The organism is Spiroplasma gladiatoris (assembly GCF_004379335.1).
Lineage (GTDB): Bacteria > Bacillota_I > Bacilli_A > Mycoplasmatales > Mycoplasmataceae > Spiroplasma_A > Spiroplasma_A gladiatoris.
Genome location: NZ_CP038013.1, coordinates 17,674 through 40,016 on the forward strand (window position 1 = coordinate 17,674; position 22,343 = coordinate 40,016).

At 27.0% G+C, this 22,343-nt stretch carries 26 protein-coding genes; all 26 read left to right on the top strand.

Going from position 1 to position 22,343, the window contains the following annotated elements:
- The first annotated feature begins 66 nt into the window (after positions 1–66).
- Positions 67–1,050, top strand: a complete 984-nt coding sequence (locus tag SGLAD_RS00080; RefSeq protein ID WP_425057116.1) for an ABC transporter ATP-binding protein — start codon at positions 67–69, stop codon at positions 1,048–1,050.
- Positions 1,051–1,147: 97 nt separating this feature from the next.
- Positions 1,148–1,462, top strand: coding sequence for a DUF1904 family protein (locus SGLAD_RS00085; protein WP_134297019.1), 315 nt, complete (start codon positions 1,148–1,150; stop codon positions 1,460–1,462).
- On the top strand, positions 1,462–2,457 hold the full coding sequence (gene dusB, locus SGLAD_RS00090; RefSeq protein WP_134297020.1) for a tRNA dihydrouridine synthase DusB: 996 nt from the start codon (positions 1,462–1,464) through the stop codon (positions 2,455–2,457). The genes SGLAD_RS00085 and dusB overlap by 1 nt, the downstream gene beginning before the upstream one ends.
- Positions 2,447–3,952: a lysine--tRNA ligase gene (lysS, locus tag SGLAD_RS00095; RefSeq protein ID WP_134297021.1), complete on the top strand. Its 1,506-nt coding sequence runs from the start codon at positions 2,447–2,449 to the stop codon at positions 3,950–3,952. Before dusB ends, lysS begins: the two co-directional genes overlap by 11 nt.
- Before the next feature lie 3 nt (positions 3,953–3,955).
- Positions 3,956–4,960 carry a class-II aminoacyl-tRNA synthetase family protein gene (locus tag SGLAD_RS00100; protein ID WP_134297022.1) on the top strand — a complete coding sequence of 335 codons (1,005 nt, stop codon included), beginning with the start codon at positions 3,956–3,958 and terminating at the stop codon, positions 4,958–4,960.
- A 53-nt stretch (positions 4,961–5,013) separates the two neighbouring features.
- On the top strand, positions 5,014–5,622 hold the full coding sequence (locus SGLAD_RS00105) for an IspD/TarI family cytidylyltransferase (protein WP_166739140.1): 609 nt from the start codon (positions 5,014–5,016) through the stop codon (positions 5,620–5,622).
- A gap of 109 nt (positions 5,623–5,731) precedes the next feature.
- Positions 5,732–6,232: a 30S ribosomal protein S6 gene (gene rpsF / locus SGLAD_RS00110; protein ID WP_134297024.1), complete on the top strand. Its 501-nt coding sequence runs from the start codon at positions 5,732–5,734 to the stop codon at positions 6,230–6,232.
- Positions 6,233–6,254: 22 nt separating this feature from the next.
- On the top strand, positions 6,255–6,701 hold the full coding sequence (locus tag SGLAD_RS00115; protein WP_134297025.1) for a single-stranded DNA-binding protein: 447 nt from the start codon (positions 6,255–6,257) through the stop codon (positions 6,699–6,701).
- Positions 6,702–6,715: 14 nt separating this feature from the next.
- On the top strand, positions 6,716–6,940 hold the full coding sequence (gene rpsR, locus SGLAD_RS00120; protein WP_134297026.1) for a 30S ribosomal protein S18: 225 nt from the start codon (positions 6,716–6,718) through the stop codon (positions 6,938–6,940).
- A 76-nt stretch (positions 6,941–7,016) separates the two neighbouring features.
- Positions 7,017–7,463, top strand: a complete 447-nt coding sequence (rplI, locus tag SGLAD_RS00125; RefSeq protein ID WP_134297027.1) for a 50S ribosomal protein L9 — start codon at positions 7,017–7,019, stop codon at positions 7,461–7,463.
- Positions 7,463–8,815, top strand: a complete 1,353-nt coding sequence (gene dnaB / locus SGLAD_RS00130) for a replicative DNA helicase (protein WP_134297028.1) — start codon at positions 7,463–7,465, stop codon at positions 8,813–8,815. Before rplI ends, dnaB begins: the two co-directional genes overlap by 1 nt.
- 49 nt (positions 8,816–8,864) lie before the next feature.
- Complete coding sequence (locus tag SGLAD_RS00135) at positions 8,865–10,091, top strand: hypothetical protein (RefSeq protein ID WP_134297029.1); 1,227 nt, start codon at positions 8,865–8,867, stop codon at positions 10,089–10,091.
- Between the two features lie 156 nt (positions 10,092–10,247).
- Positions 10,248–12,536, top strand: coding sequence for a hypothetical protein (locus tag SGLAD_RS00140; RefSeq protein ID WP_134297030.1), 2,289 nt, complete (start codon positions 10,248–10,250; stop codon positions 12,534–12,536).
- A 1-nt stretch (position 12,537) separates the two neighbouring features.
- On the top strand, positions 12,538–13,203 hold the full coding sequence (locus tag SGLAD_RS00145) for a uracil-DNA glycosylase (RefSeq protein ID WP_208338084.1): 666 nt from the start codon (positions 12,538–12,540) through the stop codon (positions 13,201–13,203).
- A gap of 10 nt (positions 13,204–13,213) precedes the next feature.
- On the top strand, positions 13,214–14,131 hold the full coding sequence (locus tag SGLAD_RS00150; RefSeq protein WP_134297032.1) for a hypothetical protein: 918 nt from the start codon (positions 13,214–13,216) through the stop codon (positions 14,129–14,131).
- A 10-nt stretch (positions 14,132–14,141) separates the two neighbouring features.
- Positions 14,142–15,476, top strand: coding sequence for a cysteine--tRNA ligase (gene cysS, locus SGLAD_RS00155; RefSeq protein WP_134297033.1), 1,335 nt, complete (start codon positions 14,142–14,144; stop codon positions 15,474–15,476).
- A 1-nt stretch (position 15,477) separates the two neighbouring features.
- A complete protein-coding gene (gene rlmB / locus SGLAD_RS00160) occupies positions 15,478–16,197 on the top strand; it encodes a 23S rRNA (guanosine(2251)-2'-O)-methyltransferase RlmB (RefSeq protein ID WP_166739141.1) in 720 nt (239 codons plus the stop codon).
- A 22-nt stretch (positions 16,198–16,219) separates the two neighbouring features.
- Positions 16,220–16,801, top strand: coding sequence for a hypothetical protein (locus SGLAD_RS00165; protein ID WP_134297035.1), 582 nt, complete (start codon positions 16,220–16,222; stop codon positions 16,799–16,801).
- A gap of 24 nt (positions 16,802–16,825) precedes the next feature.
- Positions 16,826–16,987: a 50S ribosomal protein L33 gene (gene rpmG / locus SGLAD_RS00170; RefSeq protein ID WP_134297036.1), complete on the top strand. Its 162-nt coding sequence runs from the start codon at positions 16,826–16,828 to the stop codon at positions 16,985–16,987.
- A 2-nt stretch (positions 16,988–16,989) separates the two neighbouring features.
- Positions 16,990–17,385 (top strand): preprotein translocase subunit SecE, encoded by a 396-nt coding sequence (gene secE, locus SGLAD_RS00175; RefSeq protein WP_134297037.1) that lies wholly within the window; start codon positions 16,990–16,992, stop codon positions 17,383–17,385.
- A 14-nt stretch (positions 17,386–17,399) separates the two neighbouring features.
- Positions 17,400–18,032, top strand: coding sequence for a transcription termination/antitermination protein NusG (nusG, locus tag SGLAD_RS00180; RefSeq protein ID WP_134297038.1), 633 nt, complete (start codon positions 17,400–17,402; stop codon positions 18,030–18,032).
- Between the two features lie 54 nt (positions 18,033–18,086).
- Positions 18,087–18,596 (top strand): peptidylprolyl isomerase, encoded by a 510-nt coding sequence (locus SGLAD_RS00185; RefSeq protein ID WP_134297039.1) that lies wholly within the window; start codon positions 18,087–18,089, stop codon positions 18,594–18,596.
- Between the two features lie 443 nt (positions 18,597–19,039).
- On the top strand, positions 19,040–19,477 hold the full coding sequence (rplK, locus tag SGLAD_RS00190; RefSeq protein WP_134297040.1) for a 50S ribosomal protein L11: 438 nt from the start codon (positions 19,040–19,042) through the stop codon (positions 19,475–19,477).
- Positions 19,477–20,163: a 50S ribosomal protein L1 gene (gene rplA / locus SGLAD_RS00195; protein WP_134297041.1), complete on the top strand. Its 687-nt coding sequence runs from the start codon at positions 19,477–19,479 to the stop codon at positions 20,161–20,163. The genes rplK and rplA overlap by 1 nt, the downstream gene beginning before the upstream one ends.
- A 147-nt stretch (positions 20,164–20,310) precedes the next feature.
- On the top strand, positions 20,311–21,171 hold the full coding sequence (locus SGLAD_RS00200) for a hypothetical protein (protein ID WP_134297042.1): 861 nt from the start codon (positions 20,311–20,313) through the stop codon (positions 21,169–21,171).
- On the top strand, positions 21,156–22,247 hold the full coding sequence (locus SGLAD_RS00205) for a hypothetical protein (RefSeq protein WP_134297043.1): 1,092 nt from the start codon (positions 21,156–21,158) through the stop codon (positions 22,245–22,247). The genes SGLAD_RS00200 and SGLAD_RS00205 overlap by 16 nt, the downstream gene beginning before the upstream one ends.
- Positions 22,248–22,343 lie beyond the last annotated feature (96 nt).

The following is a 22,343-nucleotide window of genomic DNA, read 5'->3' on the forward strand; positions in this document are numbered from 1 at the left end:
TCAAAAGCAAAAGTTAATAATAAAAAAGCTAATGCAAAAAAAAGTAAAAAAGATAATGTAGAGTGATTGCCTGAATTAACTAAGGATGAAAGAGCTGCAGAAAAACAAGCTAGAGCAAAAGAAAAAATGCTAGCTAAGGCTAAAAAGTATGCTGCAAAAAAAGACTTATCTAATAGAGTTCTTAAAGTTGTTGACTTTCCAGAAGTTAATGAAACTGGATTAAAAGGATATAAAACAAGAATTAAATTACAAAAACAATTAACAAGTAAATATTCAAAAGATATATTAGTTAATAAAGATATAATTTCTACAACAGGTAACCAACCAGATACAAATAAGTATGCAATCGAATTGTACGGAGCTAAAAAGTGATATACAAATGGAGATATGGTTACACAAATTTTAAAAGGCGTAGATTTAAAAATTGAAAAAAGTAAATTTATAGTAATTTTAGGACCCTCTGGTTCAGGTAAAACTACATTACTTAACTCGATTTCTGGACTAGACAAAGTTACATCAGGAGATGTGTTCTCTGTTGGCTATAATCTAACTTTATTAAAAGACTCACATTTAACAAAATTTAGAAGGGAAAACGTAGGATTTATATTTCAACAATATAATTTATTATCAAATTTAACAGCAAGAGAAAATGCTGAAGTTGGAGAAAACCTAAGTGTTCCAACAGAAAATTCAATGTCAATTGAAGAAATATTTGAAACAATTGGTATGAAAGAACAAATGAACAAATACCCACACCAAATGTCTGGAGGACAACAACAAAGGGTTTCAATCGCTAGAGCATTAGCAAAAAATCCTGAAATTTTATTCGGAGACGAACCAACTGGAGCTTTAGATGAAGAAATGGGTAGAAAAGTTTTAGAAATATTATTAGAAGTTAAAAACAGATTTAAAACTACTGTTATTATTGTAACTCACAACCCAAACATTGCAGAAATTGGAGATACTGTAATACATGTTAGAAATGGGTTGATTGATCAATTAACAAACAATCCAAATCCAAAAAAACCATCTGAAATTGACTGATCTTAATCATTACGTTTTAGTAATTTTAACAATAAAGCTTGTATGTTTATTTTTAAAACTTAAAAAATTGTTTATAATAAAAAAGAAAAGGTAGGAAAAAAGTATGCCAGTTTTTACATTTAGAGGTATATCTGAAAATAAGGTACAAGAATATTTTAAAAAAATAGGAGAATTAGCTCAATTAATCAACGCAGACATTGAACAATTTGTTTTTTGAAATGAGGAAGCAAAGTTAATTGGGAACGGTTATGAAAAGGATGCTATCTATATTTCTATAGAATGAAAGGGTAGACCTTTAAAGCAAGAAGCTGTAACTATGCATATTCAAGAATTTTTTGGTTCAATTTCTAAACATATTTATGTTAAATTCACTGAGATTAATAGCTTCTTATACATTAACGGAGAAGTAATTAGCTAATGAAAATTAAAAACATTAATTTAAAAGGTAAAGTTTTTTTAGGTCCAATGGCTGGAACAACAAACGCAGCTTTTAGAATAATTTGTAAGGAAAAAGGAGCATCTCTTGTTTATGCAGAGATGGTTAGCACTGAAGGTCTTGTTCATAACAATCAAAAAACAAAGACAATGATTGAAGTTTCAGAGCTAGAACACCCGATTACCTTACAAATTTTTGGTTTTGATACAAACTCTTTTGTAGAAGGGGCAAAAATAGTAGAAGAGCTTTCTGAGTGTGATATAATTGATATCAATATGGGTTGTCCCGCTCCAAAAGTAGCTTTAAGAAGTCAAGCGGGGGCTAATTTATTAAAATACCCAGAAAGAGTTGGAGAAGTTATAAAAGCAGTTGTTGAAAATACAAATAAACCTGTAACTGTAAAAATGAGAATTGGTTGAGATGAAAACAACAAAAATGTTGTAGAACTTGCAAAGATTGCAGAAAAAAACGGAGCGTCAGCTATTGCGGTTCATGGTAGAACTAGAAACCAATTTTATACCGGAAAAGCAGACTGATCATGAATTAAAAGAGTTAAAGAAGCTGTTTCTATTCCTGTAATAGGGAATGGTGATGTAACTGATGGACCAACAGCTAAAAAGATGATCGAAGAAACTGGTTGTGATGGAATAATGATAGCAAGAGCGGCACAAGGAAATCCTTGAATTTTTAGAGAAATACAACATTATTTAGATACTGGAGAAGAACTTGAAAAACCATCATATCAAGAGTGAAAAGAAACAGTTATTCGTCATACAAATCTTTTAATAGAGATGCGTGGAGAAGAATTTGCAATAAGAGAAATGCGGAAGCAGGTTTTGTGATATTTAGCAAGATTAAAAAAAGAACCAATAGTTATAGAAATGAAAAAATTAGCAACCCAAATAGAAAATATTGACGATTTAAATAATTTATTTAAAATGTATGAATTAGAAATAGGAGAAAATTATGAACGATAATTTTGAAAGAGATTTTAGTGAACAAGAAATTATTCGACGCGAAAAATATCAAAAATTAGTAAGAGAAGGAAGAGACCCTTTTGAAATAACAGTTTTTGATAGAACTCATGTAATCAATCAATTGATTGAAAACTATTCAAATTTTTCAAAAGAAGAATTAGCAAACAATAAAGACCAAATCTCAACAGCAGGAAGAATAAGACTTTTTAGAGAAGCGGGGAAAAAAGCAATATTTGCAAATATTCAAGACCAAAACTCTATAATTCAAATTTATGTTAGAGAAGATGAAGTAGGAGAAGAAGAATTCAAGTATTTTCAAAATCTTGACTTAGGTGACATTATTGGAGTTAAAGGTACAATGATGAAAACAGATCATGGAGAATTAACAATAAGAGTTAAAAAAGCTCTTCTTTTATCAAAAGCTTTAAAACCGTTACCGGACAAACATTTAGGAATAGCAGATATTGAAGAAAAATATCGCAGAAGATATGTAGATTTAATAGTTAATCCTGAAACTAAAAAAACTTTTATTAACAGAAGTAAAATAATCAGAACAATTCAAAACTTTTTAGATCAAAAAGGGTACATGGAAGTTGAAACTCCAATTTTACACTCATTAAGTGGTGGAGCTGCAGCCAAACCATTTGCAACTCATTATAATGCTTTGGATAGTCAATTCTATTTAAGAATTGCAACCGAATTACACTTAAAAAGATGTATAGTTGGTGGTTTTGAAGGTGTATATGAAATAGGAAGAATTTTTAGAAATGAAGGATTAAGTACAAGACATAATCCTGAATTTACATCAATTGAATTATATGTTGCGTATAAAGACATGTACTTTTTAATGGACTTATGTGAAGAAGTAATCAGAACTTGCGCTATAGCTGTTAATGGAAAAACTACATTATCTTATGGAGGTTATGATTTAGATTTAGGAAAACCTTTTAAAAGATGACATATGGTTGATGCAATTAAAGAAGTAACAGGAGTTGATTTTTGAAAAGAGATTACTTATGAAGAAGCAAAAAATATTGCTCAAAAACACAACGTTAAAGTTGAAAATCACCACTTCTCAGTCGGGCATATAATTAATTTGTTTTACGAAGAATTTGTAGAAGAAAAAATAATTGAACCAACTTTTGTATATGGACATCCAAGAGAAATATCACCATTGGCAAAAGCTAACCCAAAAGACCCTAGATTTACAGAAAGATATGAACTATTTATTGTTAATAGAGAATATGCAAATTGTTTTTCAGAGTTAAACAATCCAATTGATCAGTTTGAAAGATTTTTAGATCAGATCAAAGAAGCGAGACAAGGAAATGATGAAGCAAATGATATGGATATTGATTTTGTTGAAGCACTAGAATATGGAATGCCTCCAACTGCTGGAATAGGTATTGGAATCGATAGACTAGTTATGCTATTAACAGGATCAGAATCAATTAAAGATGTTTTATTATTCCCTCAAATGAAACCGAGAGGATAATATATGAAGTTTGGAATTGCATTAGGCTATGTTTCAAAATTAAGTTTATTAAAAACTATTGAAGGCATGGGGCAAATAAAAAGAAAGATTAAAGAGTCTGTAAAAAGAAAATTTAATCTTTTAGAAGTTAATTCAGCAATAGTAACAGATAAAAATTTATGATTAAACGATGACGCTCAACAAACTAAAAGACCAATTGATTTTGACATTTCCTATAATAATAGTTATGGAGAAGTGCTTCAATCAAACAACAAATGAAGAAGATACTTTTTAAGTGAAGTAGGACTAAAGGATAACAACACAGGAATTTTTACAGATTTTCAATCAATTGAAAGAGATAGTGAAATTAGCAATGTTTCTTCAATAACTTATCACGAGTATGGAATGGAAATAATTAAAGTTAAATACTCTTTAGAAGATATTAATTATGTTATTACAAATATTTTTCAAATAATATCAAACGTCGACAGAGAAGTATCAAAAAATTTAACAGAATTAAACTCAAGTCATTTTGGTAACACTCTTATTTTTGTAACGCACAAAAAATTAAAAGAACTTTATCCTTTACTTACTTTTAACGAAAGAATTAATCGTTTTGGAAAAGACAATGGTTGTTTTGTGTTACAAGAGTTTGTAGAAAAACTATTTAACCAAAATAATGTAAATCAATTCTCAAGTGACATATTCGATTTTAAAACTTTTTCAAAAATATATTATTACAATAGTGACTGTGAAAAAGTTGTAAGTATTGGTTATGTTGGTTACTCTGTTGATCGTGAAACTTTAAAAAAACAAAATAATATTTTAAAAGAAAATGCAAAAACCCAAACACAGTATCACCATTTGTTAAAGTCTAATAAACTACCATTGACTATAAGTTGTGGAATATATATTGATAGAATAACAATGGCGATACTAGAAAAACAACACATTGCAGAAGTGCAATCATCTATTTGAGATCAAGACTTTGTTAATTATTGCAATATTAACAATATTAAAATATTATAATCAATCATTTTATGATTGATTTTTTTATTTATAATCAAAATAGGAGATATAAAATGATTGATTTAATAATAGTTGCTAATGGTAAAAGTTCTAGATTTGGGAAAAACAAATTATTAGAAAAAATAAATAGTCAAACTGTAATTGAAAAAACTATTGAATGTTTTTTAGAAAATAAAAATTTTAACAAGATAATAATAGTAACAAATAATGAAATTGAAAATATTTTAAAAAGTAAATTTTTTAATATTAAATTTTTAAAAGGAGGAAAAACAAGAAGTCTTTCTGTTAAAAAAGGATTACAACTTGTTGATTCAGAATTTGTAATGGTTCACGATGGAGCTAGACCTTTTGTAAATAATAAACTTATTGAAAATTTAATTAGTAGTATTAAACAAAATGATGCAGTTGTACCTGTTCTTAAAATTACAAGTTGTTTAAAAAGAACCATAGGAGAATTAATCACTCAAAATAGAGATGAGTTTGTGGTAAGTCAAACTCCACAACTATTTAAAGCTAGTGCATTAAAAAAAGAGTATAAAAACGTTGATCAAGATTGATATGATGATTGCCAAGCAATTGAAAATAAAGGTTATAAAATTATAACAATTGATGGAGATAATGAAAATATAAAAATTACTTATAAAAGTGATATAAAAAGATAATATAAATTAAGTTTTAAAAAGATTTAATATATAATATATAGGCGAGTTAATTTATATTAACTCCTTGCCTAATAAGGCCAATAGACCATAAGGAGAAGCTAGTAAATATATGATTAGAAAATACGAAGTTATGTATATAATTGATCAAGACACAAGTGATGTTAAAGCAATTCAAACTAAATTGAATGACATACTTGTTGCTAATGGCGGTAAAATTCTTGAATCTGAAGATTGAGGATTAAAAGATTTTGCCTATGAAATAAACAAAAAGAAAAAAGGTTTTTACACAGTTTTAATCGTAGAAACAAATAGTGATAATATTGAAGAATTTAGACGTGTGTCAAGAATTGACAAAAGTGTTGTTCGTGAATTAATTATTAACACAGAAAATGAAAAAAAATACATTCAGTCAACTAAATTATCAAAAACTGATATGGCTAAATATAAAGAAGAGAAAAAACCTTCAAGAGGGTTTGAAAGAAGACCAAACTACAGAAGACCAGAAGGTGATAATAATTCTCAACCACAAAGAGAATTTAAAGCTGAAGCTGCAAAAGAAAACACAGCACCAGTTGAAGAAAAAAAAGTAATTAAAAAAGAATCTGATTAATCTGATTTAAAGGAGGAAGAAAATGAACTCAGTAAACTTAATAGGAAGAATTACAAAAGATCCAGAATTAAGAACTTCAAGCGGAGGAAAAGTTTTTGTAGCGTTTACTTTAGCGGTCAACGAATATGGAGCAGGAACTCAATACACTCAATTTATTCCATGTTTTGCATGAGAAAAAACAGCTGAAAATATGACTAAATTTGTTAAAAAAGGATCACAACTTGCTGTTGAAGGAAGCATTAGTGTTAGACAAGATAATAGCAACAATCAATATTCAACAGTAGTTACTGTTAGAGCAAATCGTGTTCAATTTCTAGGTTCAAGTCAAGGAAGTGGAGCTAACAATTCACAAAACTACAACCAACATCAACAACAAAACAACCTACCTCAAACAAATAACTATGATTTTGATTTAATTGAAGATAATAATCCTTCAAATGATGATGATTCAATTTTATGAGAAGATTAAAAGGAGAATAAATTATGAAACCAAAATTTATAAGAAGAAAAAAAGTTAACTTTTTTGCTAAAAATAGTATTGATTACATAGATTATAAAGATGTAGATTTATTAAAAAAATTTATATCAACTAATGGACAAATATTACCAAGAAGAATTACAGGAACATCTCCTAAACACCAAAGAATGCTTGCTACTGCAATTAAAAGAGCAAGAATTATGGGATTGCTTCCATTTGTAAGTAATTAATTTATGTTTTTTAATTAAGCACTCATTTATAGAGTGCTTTTTTTAATAGTTTGTTATAATTATTTTGGTGATTTATATGAAAGTTATTTTATTACAAGATGTAAAAAATTATGGTAAAAAAGATCAGGTTGTAGAAGTTTCTGATGGATATGCAAAAAACTATTTAATTCCAAAAAAATTAGCTATTTTAGCAACAAAAAATGATGTTAGTCATTTAGGAGTTAGATTAAAAAAAGAACAACAAATAATGGATGCTAAAAAAAATGTAGTTGAACAATTAAAAAATCAAATAGAATCTTTAATTTTAAACTTTAGTTTAAAAGTTAAAAGTGGAAAACCATTTGGTTCAGTCTCTTTATCTCAAATTTGTGACAGATTAAAAAAAGAGTTTAGCATTGATCTAGATAAAAGAAAGTTTGAAAAACACGATAACTTAGTTGAAATTGGATTACATTATTTAAAAATTAAACTAGATTTTAAAATTATTGCAACTTTAAAAGTTCAAGTAGAAGGAATAGAATAATGGTTCCAAACATTGACATAGCACAGCAATCGATTTTAATAGATTCAGAAAAAACAGTACTTTCTATTGCTATGCATTCTCCAAAAGTTAATTTTGAAATACTTAGTAGGTTAGAAGCAGATGACTTCTCTATTGAATCTCATAAAATTATTTTTAAGGCAATCAGTGCTATTAATCAAAATAATCAAACCCCATCAATTGCGATATTATGCCAATATTTAGAAGATAAAAATCAATTAGAAAAAGTTGGAGGTTTAGAATATTTAGCTGATATTTCAAGTTATTTTTATACTGATGAAGGTTATGAAGATTATGTTCATATTGTTTTTAAAAATTCTATAGGAAGACAATTAGACCGCTTTGTAATTGAAATAAAACAACTTAGAGATAGTAAACACCCAATCGAAGAAATCTTTATGATTGCTCAACAAAAAATTTTAAATATTAAAACAGAATTAAAAACAGAAGATGCTGAAGAAATTAAAAAAACAATTGTTGAAGTTGTAAAAAAAATTGAAGCACTTGAAAAAAATGGAGATATTATTAACGGTGTACCTTCTGGATTTAATGATTTAGACACAATCACAAATGGTTGGCAAAAAGGTGATTTTATCATTCTAGCGGCAAGACCAAGTATGGGGAAAACTGCTTTTGCACTAAATCTCGCTATTAATGCAGCTGAAAGACAAAAAGGAGTTGTATTTTTCTCCTTAGAAATGCCAAAAGAACAATTGGTACAAAGAGTTTTATCTTCTGTATCTGCAGTTGATGCTTCACTATTAAGAACAGCACAAAACTTAACAACAGAAACTTGATCAAGAATAACTAATGGTAGCGAGCAAATTAAAAATATGAATATTGTAATTGATGATTCACCAGGATTAAATGTTTTACAAATTCAATCAAAATTAAGAAAACTTAAAAGAGATTTTAATATTGAACTTTGTGTAATTGATTACTTACAACTAATTTCTTCTATTCAATCAAGAATGGATAATAGACAAAATGAAGTAGCTGCAATTTCTAGACAACTGAAAAAAATTGCAAGAGAGTTAAATATACCAATTATTTGTTTGTCACAATTATCTCGTAGCGTGGAAAAAAGAGAAGAAAAAACTCCATTAATGTCTGACTTACGAGATTCAGGAGCGATTGAACAAGATGCTGACATAATTATGTTTTTATATCGTAAGGCTTATTATGAAAAAAAAGAATATGATAATTTAGAGGTACAGGCTAATGATGAAACAGATGTGATTATTTCAAAACATAGAAATGGTGCAACGGGAGTTATAAAAGTAAACTTCTTAAGAAGTTATGGTAAATTTATAGATAGAACTAAAAACTCTTAAAAAAATCGCAAAATTATTATAAAATTATCTAGCAAGATAGGAGAAAAGTATGAAAAAATTATTATCACTTATGAGTATTATGACAATTGTTGGAAGTGTTTCTACTTCCGCTTTAGCTTGTACGCTTGAAACAAAAAAAGTTGTAGTAACAGTTGATGGGTTAGAAAATAAAGTTGAAAAACCAGAAGAGTTAGAAATAACTAGTTATGATAACACTTTACAAGCTAACAAAGTAACTACAACCGCAAGTCTTTTGTTAGAAGGGATAACTTTTACAAAAGATAAATATCAAAATGCACAAACTCTAAATAAACAAAAAGAATTTTTAGGTGTTCAAGGGCAAAGCTTATCTTTAAATAAATACTTAGATGATAATGCAGAAGCTATTAATAAAGATGAAACTTTAAAAAGTTTTAAAGAAGCATACGAATCTTCTCGTAATACAAACTTTACTTCAATAGATTTTGGAAGAAGTGAAGAAGCAAAAACTAAAAATAATAAAAATAGTAATTTTGATGTAAAAACAGATTCAAGAATTTTTGTTGTTAAAAAAAATAAAGAAGATAAAAAAGTTACTTCATCAGAAATAGTTGACAATTGAGATATTACAGAAGGTTTAGATAACAAAACTAAACTAAAAAATGATGCTAAAACCGTTATTGAAACTGGAAAATCACTAGACAGTTTTTTAGAAGTGTTGGCACAAAAAGATGCAGAAACTAAAATTTTTGAAAGCTATGACTCAACAAATGATGATGACAAAGAAATAATAAATAGAGCTACAAAATTAAGTAAAGTTGCAGAAGATGAAAAAAACACAAGATCTATAAAATTGCTTGGTGAGTTTGATGTACCAACTAAATTTGATAAAAATGTTGTTAAACCAGTTGATGATAAAGTATTAGAGTCTGCTCCAACAGGAGATACCTTTAAATTATATGCTTCAGAAGATGGCAAAACAATTCAAGCTAATAAATCATTTGTTTATACAGAATCAAAAAACTTTGCAAAAATAACTTTAGGATTTGAAGACCCCGGGATTAATGAAAACATTGTAAATTATAAAATTGAATATAATAATATTAATAAGATTGCAATACAATGAGGACTTAAAAATGTTGATCTTACAACAACAAATGACGGAGTTGAATATTCAATTGTTTGATACGAACCGTATAAATATAGTTTTAAAAATACTTTCGCAGATGAAAAAAAATACATGTACAACATTTTAGATGAAAATTTTGTTCCTGAAATTAAAATTACAAAAAAATAATTACTACAATCCTTTATATTTAGATTCAGACTTGGTTCTAATAATCTTCATATGAAGGATTTTTATATTATAATTATTATACTAAGTAGTAAAGTACCTCTTTAAAAAAAAGTAATTTTGTGAGATAATAATTTATATTAAAGGTGAGGGCTATTTGTGAATTATTACGTAAGACTTGATAATGGCTACTATCATATAGTTGATGGTAATATAAATAAAGTGGTTGCATCATTTGCGAGCGAAGTAGACGCTCACAAATTTCTTCAATCACTTTTTAGTGCTTTAGGAGAACCTTGTTTAACAGTTTATGATTCTTTAATTCAAGGTCCTGTTTTTGGTCAAAATGGTTTTGCTTTTTCTAATAGTTCTATTCAACAGCCTGATTTTCCGTTGTGTCAACAACCAATGCTAAGTTCTATTCCATCATTTGTTGGTTCTCAAAACTTTATGAATTACGATTATCAAAGTCAATATTTGCCAAACCCTCCTCAAGACATGATGTTTTCATACCATCAACCAATGGAAGGTTATCCACAAAATGAAAACTTTAATGTAAGTGGAATGCCAATAAACAATGATATTTACGGACAAAACTCTAAATTAGATCATTTAAATAGTTTCGGACAAAACCAACAATTAAGGCAAGATAGTTTTGACAGCAGTCATTTACTAAAACAACAACTTAACAACGGTTATGCACAAAATAAAATGCAAGATTATAATAATAGAACTCAAAATAATGCGAGTCAATTTTCTAATAATAGAGTTCAACCACAGCAAACCACACCCAACGTTCAACCAATAAACCAACCAAGTTCAAATCAAAATAATAATGAACAGTTTAATGTAGCTCAACATGGTGGAAAACATGCAAATCAAAACGAACAACAAAGCGAAATTGCAAGTAATAGTAGTAAAGACAATCCAAACTTAAACCAAAACAATAATTTATCTAATAACCAAGAAGAGCAAAGTGCGAATAAAAATAAAGAAAACCAAGAGTCATCAAAATCAAAGTATAAAGGTGATAAAACTTACTATGTAGATGAAAAAGATAAAGTTTATCACGATAGAAAAATTGAATTTGATGATACAACTATGGCATTTGATGTTAATGCTTTAGAAGAAGAAGGTGCTATTGTACAAGTTGATGATTTAGAGATAAATAATAAAGACGATGATAGTTTAGGAGAAGCTGCTGCTTATTCTAAAAAACGAAAGATGGGAAAATCAAAAGAAAAAAAGGAAGAAGACGAAGCTCTAGATAATTTCGAAATAAATAGTGCTGCATTTGTAAATGATATAGATTTTGAACAAAATGATTTATCTGATTACAAATTAAAAAGCGAAGAAATTAACAAGTTAAAACGAGAACGAAATACTCAAGAAAATATTATTAGTGATTATGATTTAGATAATATGAGTTCAGTTTTAGGGAGCGGTCGTCAAAAGTATGATTCTTGAGACAAAAGTGTTTTAGAAGAAAATAAAAATTTTACCGAATCTTATGAATTTAATGATACCAATGAGAATGATGATTACACTCTTACTGAAGACGAAATTAAAAAATTTGAAGAAAAAATTTTAGGACCATCTAACGATTATAAAACTGACTTTAATAATTACGACAATTTAAATACGGAATCTCAAAACAATCAATATTGAGATGAAATAGCAAATTATGATAAAAGATCAGCTCAAAATTTAGATGATATACAAAAAAAATCTTATGGAAGTGAATCTATAAACGACTCAATACCTAAAGAAGTAACAATATCTAAAAAAGCAGATGACGTCATTGATCTTGGACCAATTGAAGAAGATGATGAAATTTTTTCTACACCAAGAAATGACGCTCAACAAAAAGACTATGAAGATTATAGTGCTTTAAGAAACGATAAAAAAGCACTTAAAAAAGCTAAAAAAACAAGCAAAAAAGATTTAGGTTTAACTAATGATTCGATAACTTATGTTGTTGATGGAGTAGAAGATAACTTAGACCTTCAAAAATCTTTTAAAAATTTAAAAAATATAGAAAAAATAAGTAAAAAAAATAAAAAAGCTGAATTAAAAAATCAAGAAAATATCATAAATACAAACATAAAAACAGAATTTATTGAACAGGAATTTATTAGTCAAACAAATGAACAAGTATTTTCTTCAAATAACTTTAAAGAAGATACAAATTCATCAACAATTACACAATTGTATGAAAATAATTTAATGCCAACTCATAGTCCTGTTTTATCTAAAAAAGCAGATGACATCATTGATCTTGGACCAATTGAAGAAGATGATGAAATTTTTTCTACACCAAGAAATGACGCTCAACAAGAAAAAGAAGAAAAAATTGAAATTACTAAAAAAGATAGAAAAGCTTTAAAAAAAGCTAAGAAAGTTGAAGAAACTTATAGAAAACGTTATACAAAAATGTTAAGAGATTAATATGTTGGATATATTGGCAAATATTAAAGAAGATTGAAAAAAATTATTTGAAAAAAATGGTATTGATAAAGATATCTATGAAGTTTTAGATAAAATTAAAAACTTCAATAATGTCTATCCCCCTAAGGAAGAAATATTTAGGGTTTTTGAATTAATTGATTTTAAAGATGTAAAAGTTATAATTTTAGGTCAAGACCCTTATCATAGCGATTTAGTAGCAAATGGAATCGCATTTAGCGCAAGCAATAAGGTAAAAACGCCAAGAAGTTTAGCTAATATTTTTAAAGAACTAAATAACGATTTAGGTATTGATCATTTTAACAACAACGATTTAAGTGGGTGAGTCAAGCAAGGAGTTTTATTATTAAACACTTGTTTAACTGTACAAAAATCCCTACCAGGATCACATACAAACATTGGGTGAGAACAAATAATTATTAAAATTATTAAAATATTGAGCAAAAACAATAATTTAATTTATTGTTTATGAGGAAATTTTGCAAAAAACTTATATAATATTCTTAATATAAATAGTGAGTTTGTCATAAAAAGTGCTCATCCATCACCGTTTAGTTATAAAAAAGGGTTTGAAAACTCAAAACCTTTTTCAATTATCAACAATTATTTAATTTCTTTAAAATTAGAAAAAATTGATTGAACTAAATAAAGGAGAAAGTATGCAAAAGTTAGCAGAATTAATGTTACAAGGTAACAACTTAGCTTATCTAGGTTCTGGAATAATAGGGTTTTTTATACTTGCATATATTGTTTATAACTGTTTGTCTTATTCAATCCTTAGAGAAAGGTATCACGGGATTAGATTTACAACAAAAAACATTGCTTATATAACAATGCTAGTAGCAGTTAGTGCAAGTGTAACAATTGTTGTTTCCTTAGTTGCTCCTGTTACTGTTTTTCCACCAGTTAGAATAGCTATTGAAGGATTAATGGTAAAAATTGCAGGTTTCATTTTCGGACCAATTGTTGGAGTTATAGTGGGGTTAATTACTGAAATAATTGTTATGCTATTTGTACCTTCTTTCATTCACCCTGCATTTATAATTGTTGTTATTTGTTATGGATTTGTTTCTGGAATTGGGGCAAGTTTTTTAAGAATTGGTAAAGGTAATAATTGAATAATAGTAGCAATTTTAAATATATTTTTATTAGCATTTGCTGGTGTAATGTATTACATCATTGACGTTGCAAATTTTCCTGATAATACAATTAATATGGCTGGAATACTTATGAGTAAAGAGGTATTTAAATGAGTATTTCTACTTTCAGTATTTTTATGTGTAATAATTGTTTGAATTGTTTATATCGTAGGAACAGTAACTGGTAAAAGTAAAAAACTCAATGTCTTTTTACCAATTATGTTATTTGCAACGGCATCCGAATACCTAGTCACAGCTTTAATCTCTGCTTGAGGAGATTATGGTTTTTTAGGATTAGAAACCGGAGACAATGATAACGGTTATATTTTAATGTTTATGTCAAGATTAGTTCAAGCTCCAATTAAAATTATTGGTAACTCAGCAATTTTATATTATACTTATAAAGCAGTATCACCATTAATTAAAAGTGATAGATAGGAATTTAATAATGCTAAAAATTTATGACTCTCTTACGGGCGAGAAAAAAACTATTAATGACTCAAAGGTAAGAATCTATACATGTGGACCAACAGTTTATAATTATATCCATATTGGAAATGCAAGACCATTAATATTGGCAGACTTAGTTGTAAAATTTTTAACCTTTAAAGAAGTTAAGGTAAAATATCTTTTAAATATCACTGATATCGATGACAAAATAATTAATAAAGCTATAGAAGAAAATGTGTCTGAGTTTGACATAGCCAAAAAATATAGCGATGCATTTTTTAATGATATAGAAAATTTAAACATAACACTCCCAACTAAAGTAATACCAATCTCTTCAAAATTGATTGAGATAATTGATTTTATAGAAATTTTAATAGATAAAAAGTATGCTTATGAAGTAAATGGAAATGTATATTTTGATATTTCTTCCTTAGAAAAAGAATATGGAGAATTATCAAAACAAAAGAAAGAAGAATTAAACACAGGAGCAAGAGTTGAACAAGATTTTAATAAAAAAAATTCTGGCGACTTTGTTCTTTGAAAAAAAACAGATAAAGGGAAGAAATGGCTATCAAAGTGAAGCTATGGTAGACCAGGTTGACATACAGAGTGTGCCTTACTAATTGATAATTTCTTTACTAAACCTTTAGATATTCATATTGGAGGAATTGATTTAAAATTCCCTCATCATGAAAACGAAAGAATACAGTATATTGCAAAAAATAATAAAGAAATAGCAATTGCTTGGGCTTACAATGGACATTTGTCAATTAATAATGAAAAAATGTCAAAATCATTAGGAAATACTATTTTAGTAAAAGATTTTATTGAGAAGTATGGAGCTAATGAGTTAAGATTTATTTATTTAAATAGCAATTATAAACAGCCATTAAATATAACAGAGGAATTAATTAACCAATCAATTGAATGAAACAACAAAATCTTTAATTTATTGAAACTGGCTAATTGAAAAATTGCAACAAAAGAAGTTATTTTAAATAATCAAACACCAATTGATGATGATTTTGACTCTTATAAATATATAACTAAATTTAAAGAGTTTATGAATGATGATTTAAACACTCCAATGGTAATAACTTTATTAGAAGAAATGGCAAAAAACATTAATAAACAAATTAAAAACAAAGTTTTAGACAAAACCTTAGAAAAATTTAAGGCGATCTTAAATGTATTAGGTTTAAGTTATAAAATATTAGACATTGATAAAAAAACAAAAGAGAAGTTATTGGAATGATTAATGCTATTAGAAAATAAAAATTATGAAAAAGCAGATATCATTCGGAAAAAACTTCAAGAAGGAGGAATTATTTAGTATGCCAAATATAGTTTTTGGAAAAAAAAACATTTTTAGCATTATTAAAAACTCCCCTAGTTTAGTCGAAAAAATTTATGTAGTTAAAGGATTTTCGTTTGATAATGAAATCTATAATTTAATAAAAACAAATAACTTAAAATGAGAATCAATAGAAATTAAAGAATTTCAAACGATTTTAAATCAAAATGTTAATCATCAAAACATAATTGCTTATGTAAAAGACTTTCAATATAGTCAATTGCAAGATTTAATAAGCAATGAAAAAAAACAAACTATTCTTGTCTTAGATAGAATTCAAGATCCAAATAACTTTGGTGCTATAATTAGAAGTTCTGTATTATTTGGAGCAAATGGAATTGTTATTTTAGACAGAAACCAAACAGAAGTAACACCAGCAGTTATAAAAACCTCTGCAGGAACAGCTTTTGAAATGCCAATTGCAAAAGTTACAAATCTTGCTAACGCTTTAAATGTTTTAAAGCAAAAAGGATTTTGAGTTTATGCTTCGTATTTGTCAGATGATTCAGTTGATCTTTCAAATATAGTTTTTGAAGATAAAAAAGTTATTTTAATTGGAAGTGAAGGTGAAGGTTTGACAAACAAACTAGTGTCACATTCTGATTTTAAATTTAAAATTAAAACATCAAACATAATTGATTCACTAAATGCATCTGTTGCAACAGGAATAATTCTATTTAAAGCAAACGTTGACCAATAATAGTTTAAAGCATGCCATCTATTTGATTTTAAAAGATAAATTTGAATTTTTAACTCATGAAGAACTACTAACAGTTACAGAAAGAACTGAAAACATCATGCTAAAAATTCATAGAAAATCAAAATTAAATTTATTTGAACCAAGTGAAGAATTAACCCCTTTTTATGAAGCTGTTAATGAAATTGCAAGAGTTTATGATGAAAAAAAATGTGACAATTTTTTAGCTTTTTACTATTTAAGATTAAGACAAAGAATTTTAGACTATATGAGATGAATTACAAGAAAAAATCGTGATCTATTTAAAATGGAAAGCATTGTTCAATACGAAAACGGTCAAACCAATTATGATAAAATGGTTGATAAATATTCTTATGAATCTTTTGTAGAACAAAATTTAAACCATATAAGTCGAACTACCTTTTTAGCTTTTTGTAAAAGTAGTAAAAATTACAAAGACATTATTACAATTAATCTTGTTTTAAATGGTTATAATATTCGAAAAACTTGCTTGATGCTAGATATTACAAGAAGAGAATATGATAAAATAATTACAAATTTTAAAAAGTTTTTAATTAATTTACTAATTGAAGATAAAAATATATAATATTTTTTAGAAAGAGTGTTTTGTATGGCAATTGCATCAAAGAAAAAGATTTTATTAGTTTGCGAAGATTGCTTGTCAAGAAACTATAGTTTGCAAAAAAGCACTATCTCACAAAGAGAGAGATTAATTATTAAAAAGTTTTGTAGCAAATGTAATTTAAGAACAACACACAAGGAGTCAAGATAAATATGAAAGAAAAAGATTTGGATAAAAAAGCTCAAAAGCAAGCTTTAAAAGAGAAAATTAAAGCTGAAAAAGCAAAAGCAAAAGCGGCTAAAAAAGAACAATTTAAAGAAATTTATGCTGCCCTTGAAGGTGACAAAGGTCTTACAAAAGAGCAACGTGTTAAAAAAGCAAGAGCTGCAAAAGTAAAAGAGCATAAGCAAAAAATTAATGTTAAGTTAGCTTTAAAAGAAGCTCCAATAAAAATGCTTAAAGAGATCAACAAAATTAAATGAAGTGGAAGAGCAAATTTAGGACAAAAATTTTCATGAGTAATTATATTTATATTAATTTTTGCATTATTTTTCTACGGAATTGATACTGGATTAAAACATTTATTTATATTAATGAAAATCATTTAGGAGAAACAAAAAAAATGGAAACTAAAGAAATAGCATCGCTTACAGAAGAACTTGAGTCTTATAAAGGTCAATGGTTTGTAATAAATTGTAATAGTGGTCACGAAGACCGTGTAAGAGGAGATTTATTACAAAAAATAGAAACTTCAGGACTTGAAGAAGTTATTTTTGATATAAGAATTTCAAAATCTCAATTTATGGGGAAAAACAATAAGTTAACTGATAAAAACAAATATCCTGGTTATTTATTTATAAATATGTTAATGAATGATGAAACTTGATTTATTGTTCGTAACACTCCGGGAGTGAATGGTTTTATTGGTTCGTCTGGGAAGGGTGCTAAACCATTTCCAATCACTGCAGAAGAAGTAGCAAGAGTTTTACAAAGTCAAAATGATAGTGGGTCAAAAAACACTGGTCAAAAAAACACCGGTCATACTCAACCTAAAAAAGAAAAAGTATTATTTACAGCTTCTTTTAAAAATAAAGATGTAGTTGTTGTTAAAGATGGACCTTTTGCAAATACTGAAGGACAGGTCTTAGAAATGGATTTTGAAAAAGGAGTTGCTGTAGTGAACATTGAATTGTTTGGTAGAATTACACCAACTGAATTTGAATTTTCAAACCTTGATTTAGCTTATAAATCATAGCAGCAACTTTATTTATAAAGTTGCTTTTTTAAACAAAAATAGGGAGATTAATATATGAATACAATTAAAATTAAAATTATTTTAGAAGATTCTAGAGTTATGAATGCAGAATTATACCCAGACTTAGCACCATTAAGTGTAGAAAATTTTGTAAATTTAGTTAAAAAAAATTACTTTGACGGACTAATTTTTCATAGAGTTATAAAAGGATTTATGATTCAAGGTGGAGGTTTGGATATAAATATGCAAGAAAAAAATGACTTAGATCCAATTAAAGGAGAGTTTTCAAGTAATGGGTGGAAAAATAACTTGCAATTAAAACATGGTAAAGGTGTTTTATCAATGGCAAGAACAAATGATCCTAACAGTGCAACAAGTCAATTTTTTATCGTGACTGGGGAAGCTGGATTTTTAGATGGACAATATGCAACATTTGGAAAATTAATTGACAATAAAAGTCTTGAAGTCGCAAGTCAAATAGAAAACTTAGAAACAAAAAGTGTTGATTTCTACGATGATGTTCCTTCACAACCAATAATTATAAAAACCATTGAGTTGATCTAATGACTACTATATGGGTTATTTATATATTTTATAAAAACTAAAAAATTTTTATAATTTAAAATATATTTTTTGGAAATTTTTTTAAAGTTACTATATAATAATAAATGGGATTGGTCCCAAAATAAATTTATGTAAAGGGAATTAAATTTTTAAACAAATATTGAAAATAAAAAGTGATAAAGAGTATATTTAAGGATGTCAACTAAAGGACTTGTGTATTATAAGATATACGTTAATAGCATTTTATAAAATATATATCAACTAAATAACTGGTTTGTGATGTAATCAGTTTTTTTAATGATTACACAACATTTTTTGTTGTTATTTAATATATTTGTTTTAAATTTATGATAATATTATTAATGGCAGATTTTAATTGTGGAAGTAAGAATATGAATATATTTAAACGTTAGGACCACAGCGAAAACAGGGAGGTGTTGTTCGTGGCAAAAAAAATCACACGTATAGCAAAACTTGAATTTATGGCAATGCAAGCAAAGCCTGGAGCTGAATTAGCTTCTTTAGGAATTAACATGCCGCAATTCACACAACAATTTAATGAAGCCACAAAAGAAAGAGCTGGAGAAGTAGTTCCAGTTGTTATCACAGCTTATGATGATAAATCATTTGACTTTGAATTAAAAACAACTCCTGCAGCATTTTTATTAAAAAAAGCAGCAGGAATTAACAAAGGAAGTAAAACTCCTGGAAAAGAAGTAATAGCAACAATTTCAGCAGATGAAGTTAGAAAAATAGCAGAATACAAAATGGTTGATTTAAATGCAACTAATATTGAAAGTGCTATGAGAATTATTGAAGGATCAGCAAGAAACATGGGTATTAAAGTAACAGGTATGCCTGAAAAAGAAGGTAATAAATAATGCCAAAATTAAGCAAAAAACTTAAAGTAGCAAATGCTAAAGTAGATAAAACTAAATTATACCCAATCAATGATGCAATTAAACTTGCAAAAGAAACTTCAATTACAAAATTTGATTCTACAGTAGAAATAGCTTTTAATTTAAATGTTGATCCAAGACATGCCGATCAACAAATTAGAGGTGCTATTGTATTGCCTGGAGGAACAGGAAAATCTCAAAAAGTTTTAGTTTTAACTAAAACAAAAGCAAAAGAAGCTCAAGAATCTGGAGCAGAGTTTGTGGGGGCAGAAGAACTAATACAAAAAATTCAAAAAGATAATTGATTTGATTTTGATGTAATAGTTGCAACACCAGAAATGATGGCAGAACTTGGTAAAATTGGTAAAATCTTGGGACCAAAAGGACTTATGCCAAACCCTAAAACAGGAACTGTTACAGTTGATGTAAAAAAAGCAGTTGATGAAATTAAAAAAGGTAAAGTAGAATATAGAACTGACAAAGAAGGAAACATCCACTCAATACTTGGAAAAGTTTCATTCAAAGAAGAAGAATTATTAAAAAACTATCAAGCTTTAATTGATGTAATAAAAAAAGCAAAACCAGCTGCAGTTAAAGGAACATATATTAAAAATATATCTGTTACCACAACTATGGGTCCTGGTATTAAAGTACTAATTGAAAATTAATTTAAAACATTTACAAAGTTAGTTGAATATATAATTCAATTAATAAGTAAATGTTTTTTATACCTTAGAGGAGCAATGGTTCAATGGGTTTACTAGTCACTAAAAATAGTGTATAATACTAATAAATAACAAAAAGAGGTAATTGTGTTGAAAAAGTTATTATCCAGTTTTTTCATTTTGCTTTTAACAACTTTTTCTACAAGCTTTGTTATAGCTTGTCCAGTCCCTGCATTAAATTTAAACGATTTAGAATTTAAAGACCTTGGTGTTGTTAAAGGAGTAGGTAGTCTTCCAAATGAAGAATATTTAGTTGAAAAAATTAATGAAATGAATAATCTAAATATTAAGGCAAATGAAATTTATATTGATAAAACTCAATTAACAATTTCATATGCAAAAATTATTGCTAAATGAAATTCCTTAAAATTTATTGGAGAAGCAAGTTTAAATTTTACTTATGTAGAGAAAACAGTATTATCAAAAGTTATAAAGAAAAAAACTTTGGGGGAAGTAGAAAACGTCTCTGAAGATTCTATTTTAAAGGCTGTTAATAAAGTAAACTCAACAAATTTTACTATTGAAGATGTTTCTGTTATACCAAAAAAAAATAATACTGGTGCTACATTAATATCAAAAAAACAATCTAATTATGTTGGGGATGTTGACGTATCTTATTATATAAAACCAGAGAAAGAGAAATGAGACTTATCAACAATAAGAGCAGAAGATAAAATTTTAAGAACTGAAAAAAACACTTATGTGGAAGATGTAAATATTGTAGCTATAGAAAAAATTAAAGAAATTTGGGGTATAACAATTGAAAAAAATAAGGATTATACTTATGATCCTGATAAAAACTTTAAAGCGCCATCTAAAATTGCTGATGGAAAATTTGAAATAACTTCAACTTCAAATAGTGAACTTTTAAAAGCAAACCGTTCGGTAACTTTTATTATTCCATATAAATATAAACAAGAAGGAGAAAATACTTTATGAAAAAAATATTAGCGTTTTTAAGTTTTTCATTATCTACTTCTACTTTGTCAACTATAGTAGTTTCATGCTCGAATACCGCTTATGATTTAAACGAAATTATAGAATCTGATCTTGGAGAAATTCAAGGACCAACAGAGTTACCAACTTTATCAGATATTATAAAAGCAATAAATGCAAAAAATACAGAATTTCAACTAGAAGAAGACGATGTTTACATCAAAAAAAATAATCCACAAACTTTAACGAAAGCAACTTTATATTCTTCTTGAAAGTCAGTAAAGTTTATTGGTAGAGTAGTTGTTAATTATAATTATATAAATTCTAAAAAAGATTTATCTAAAATAGAAAATAATACTATTTTGAATTTAGATTTAAATATAAAAGAAGAAGTAGTTAAGCAAGTAACTAACAAAATTAAAGAACTTTTAGATGTTGATGTTTTTGAAGACACTGATATTGTTTTGGAAAATTTAGTACTACCAAAAGAAGAAAAAGATGGTTCAGTAGAAGTTAAATCTATTGAAACAAGTGAAAAGTTATTTGCCAATAAATCCATAACATTTGTTTTAAAATTAAAAGAAACAAAAACAAATATAAATACAGTAATTAAAATTTCAAAACTTGGAGAAATAAAAGACGAAGAAGAACAAACAATTTTAGATGCAATTAATAAGGTTAATGAAACAAGTTTTACTAATCAACTTATAATTAAAAAATTGGGAGATGGTAAATCTGCAAATGTAACTGCACAAGAAAGTTCTAAATTTGAAGGAAGTGTTAAAGTTACTTATTCATTACCAGTTATAGTTGATAAAAAAGATTTAAATGAAGTTACTGGAGAGAAACTAAAAATAACACCAAGCGATGATAATCAGCAAGAATCTTTTGAAGCAACTGCAATAAAAAGAATTAAAGAAGTTTTGAATATTGATGTTCAAAAAGGAGAAGACTTTAGTGTTGAAAAAAATGACTTTGTTAAACCCACACCTGATAAAGAGGGAAGTTTAAAAATCACTTCAACTTCTTCAAGTAAAAAGTTAATCGCTAATAAATCTATAACTTTTATAGTAAAATATTTTTCAGTTTAAAAAAGTTTATGTTTCACACAAACTTTTTTTATTTTATATAATTTAAATTTGGAAATCTTGAAAAAAATATTTTTTACACAAAATAATTTTTTATTA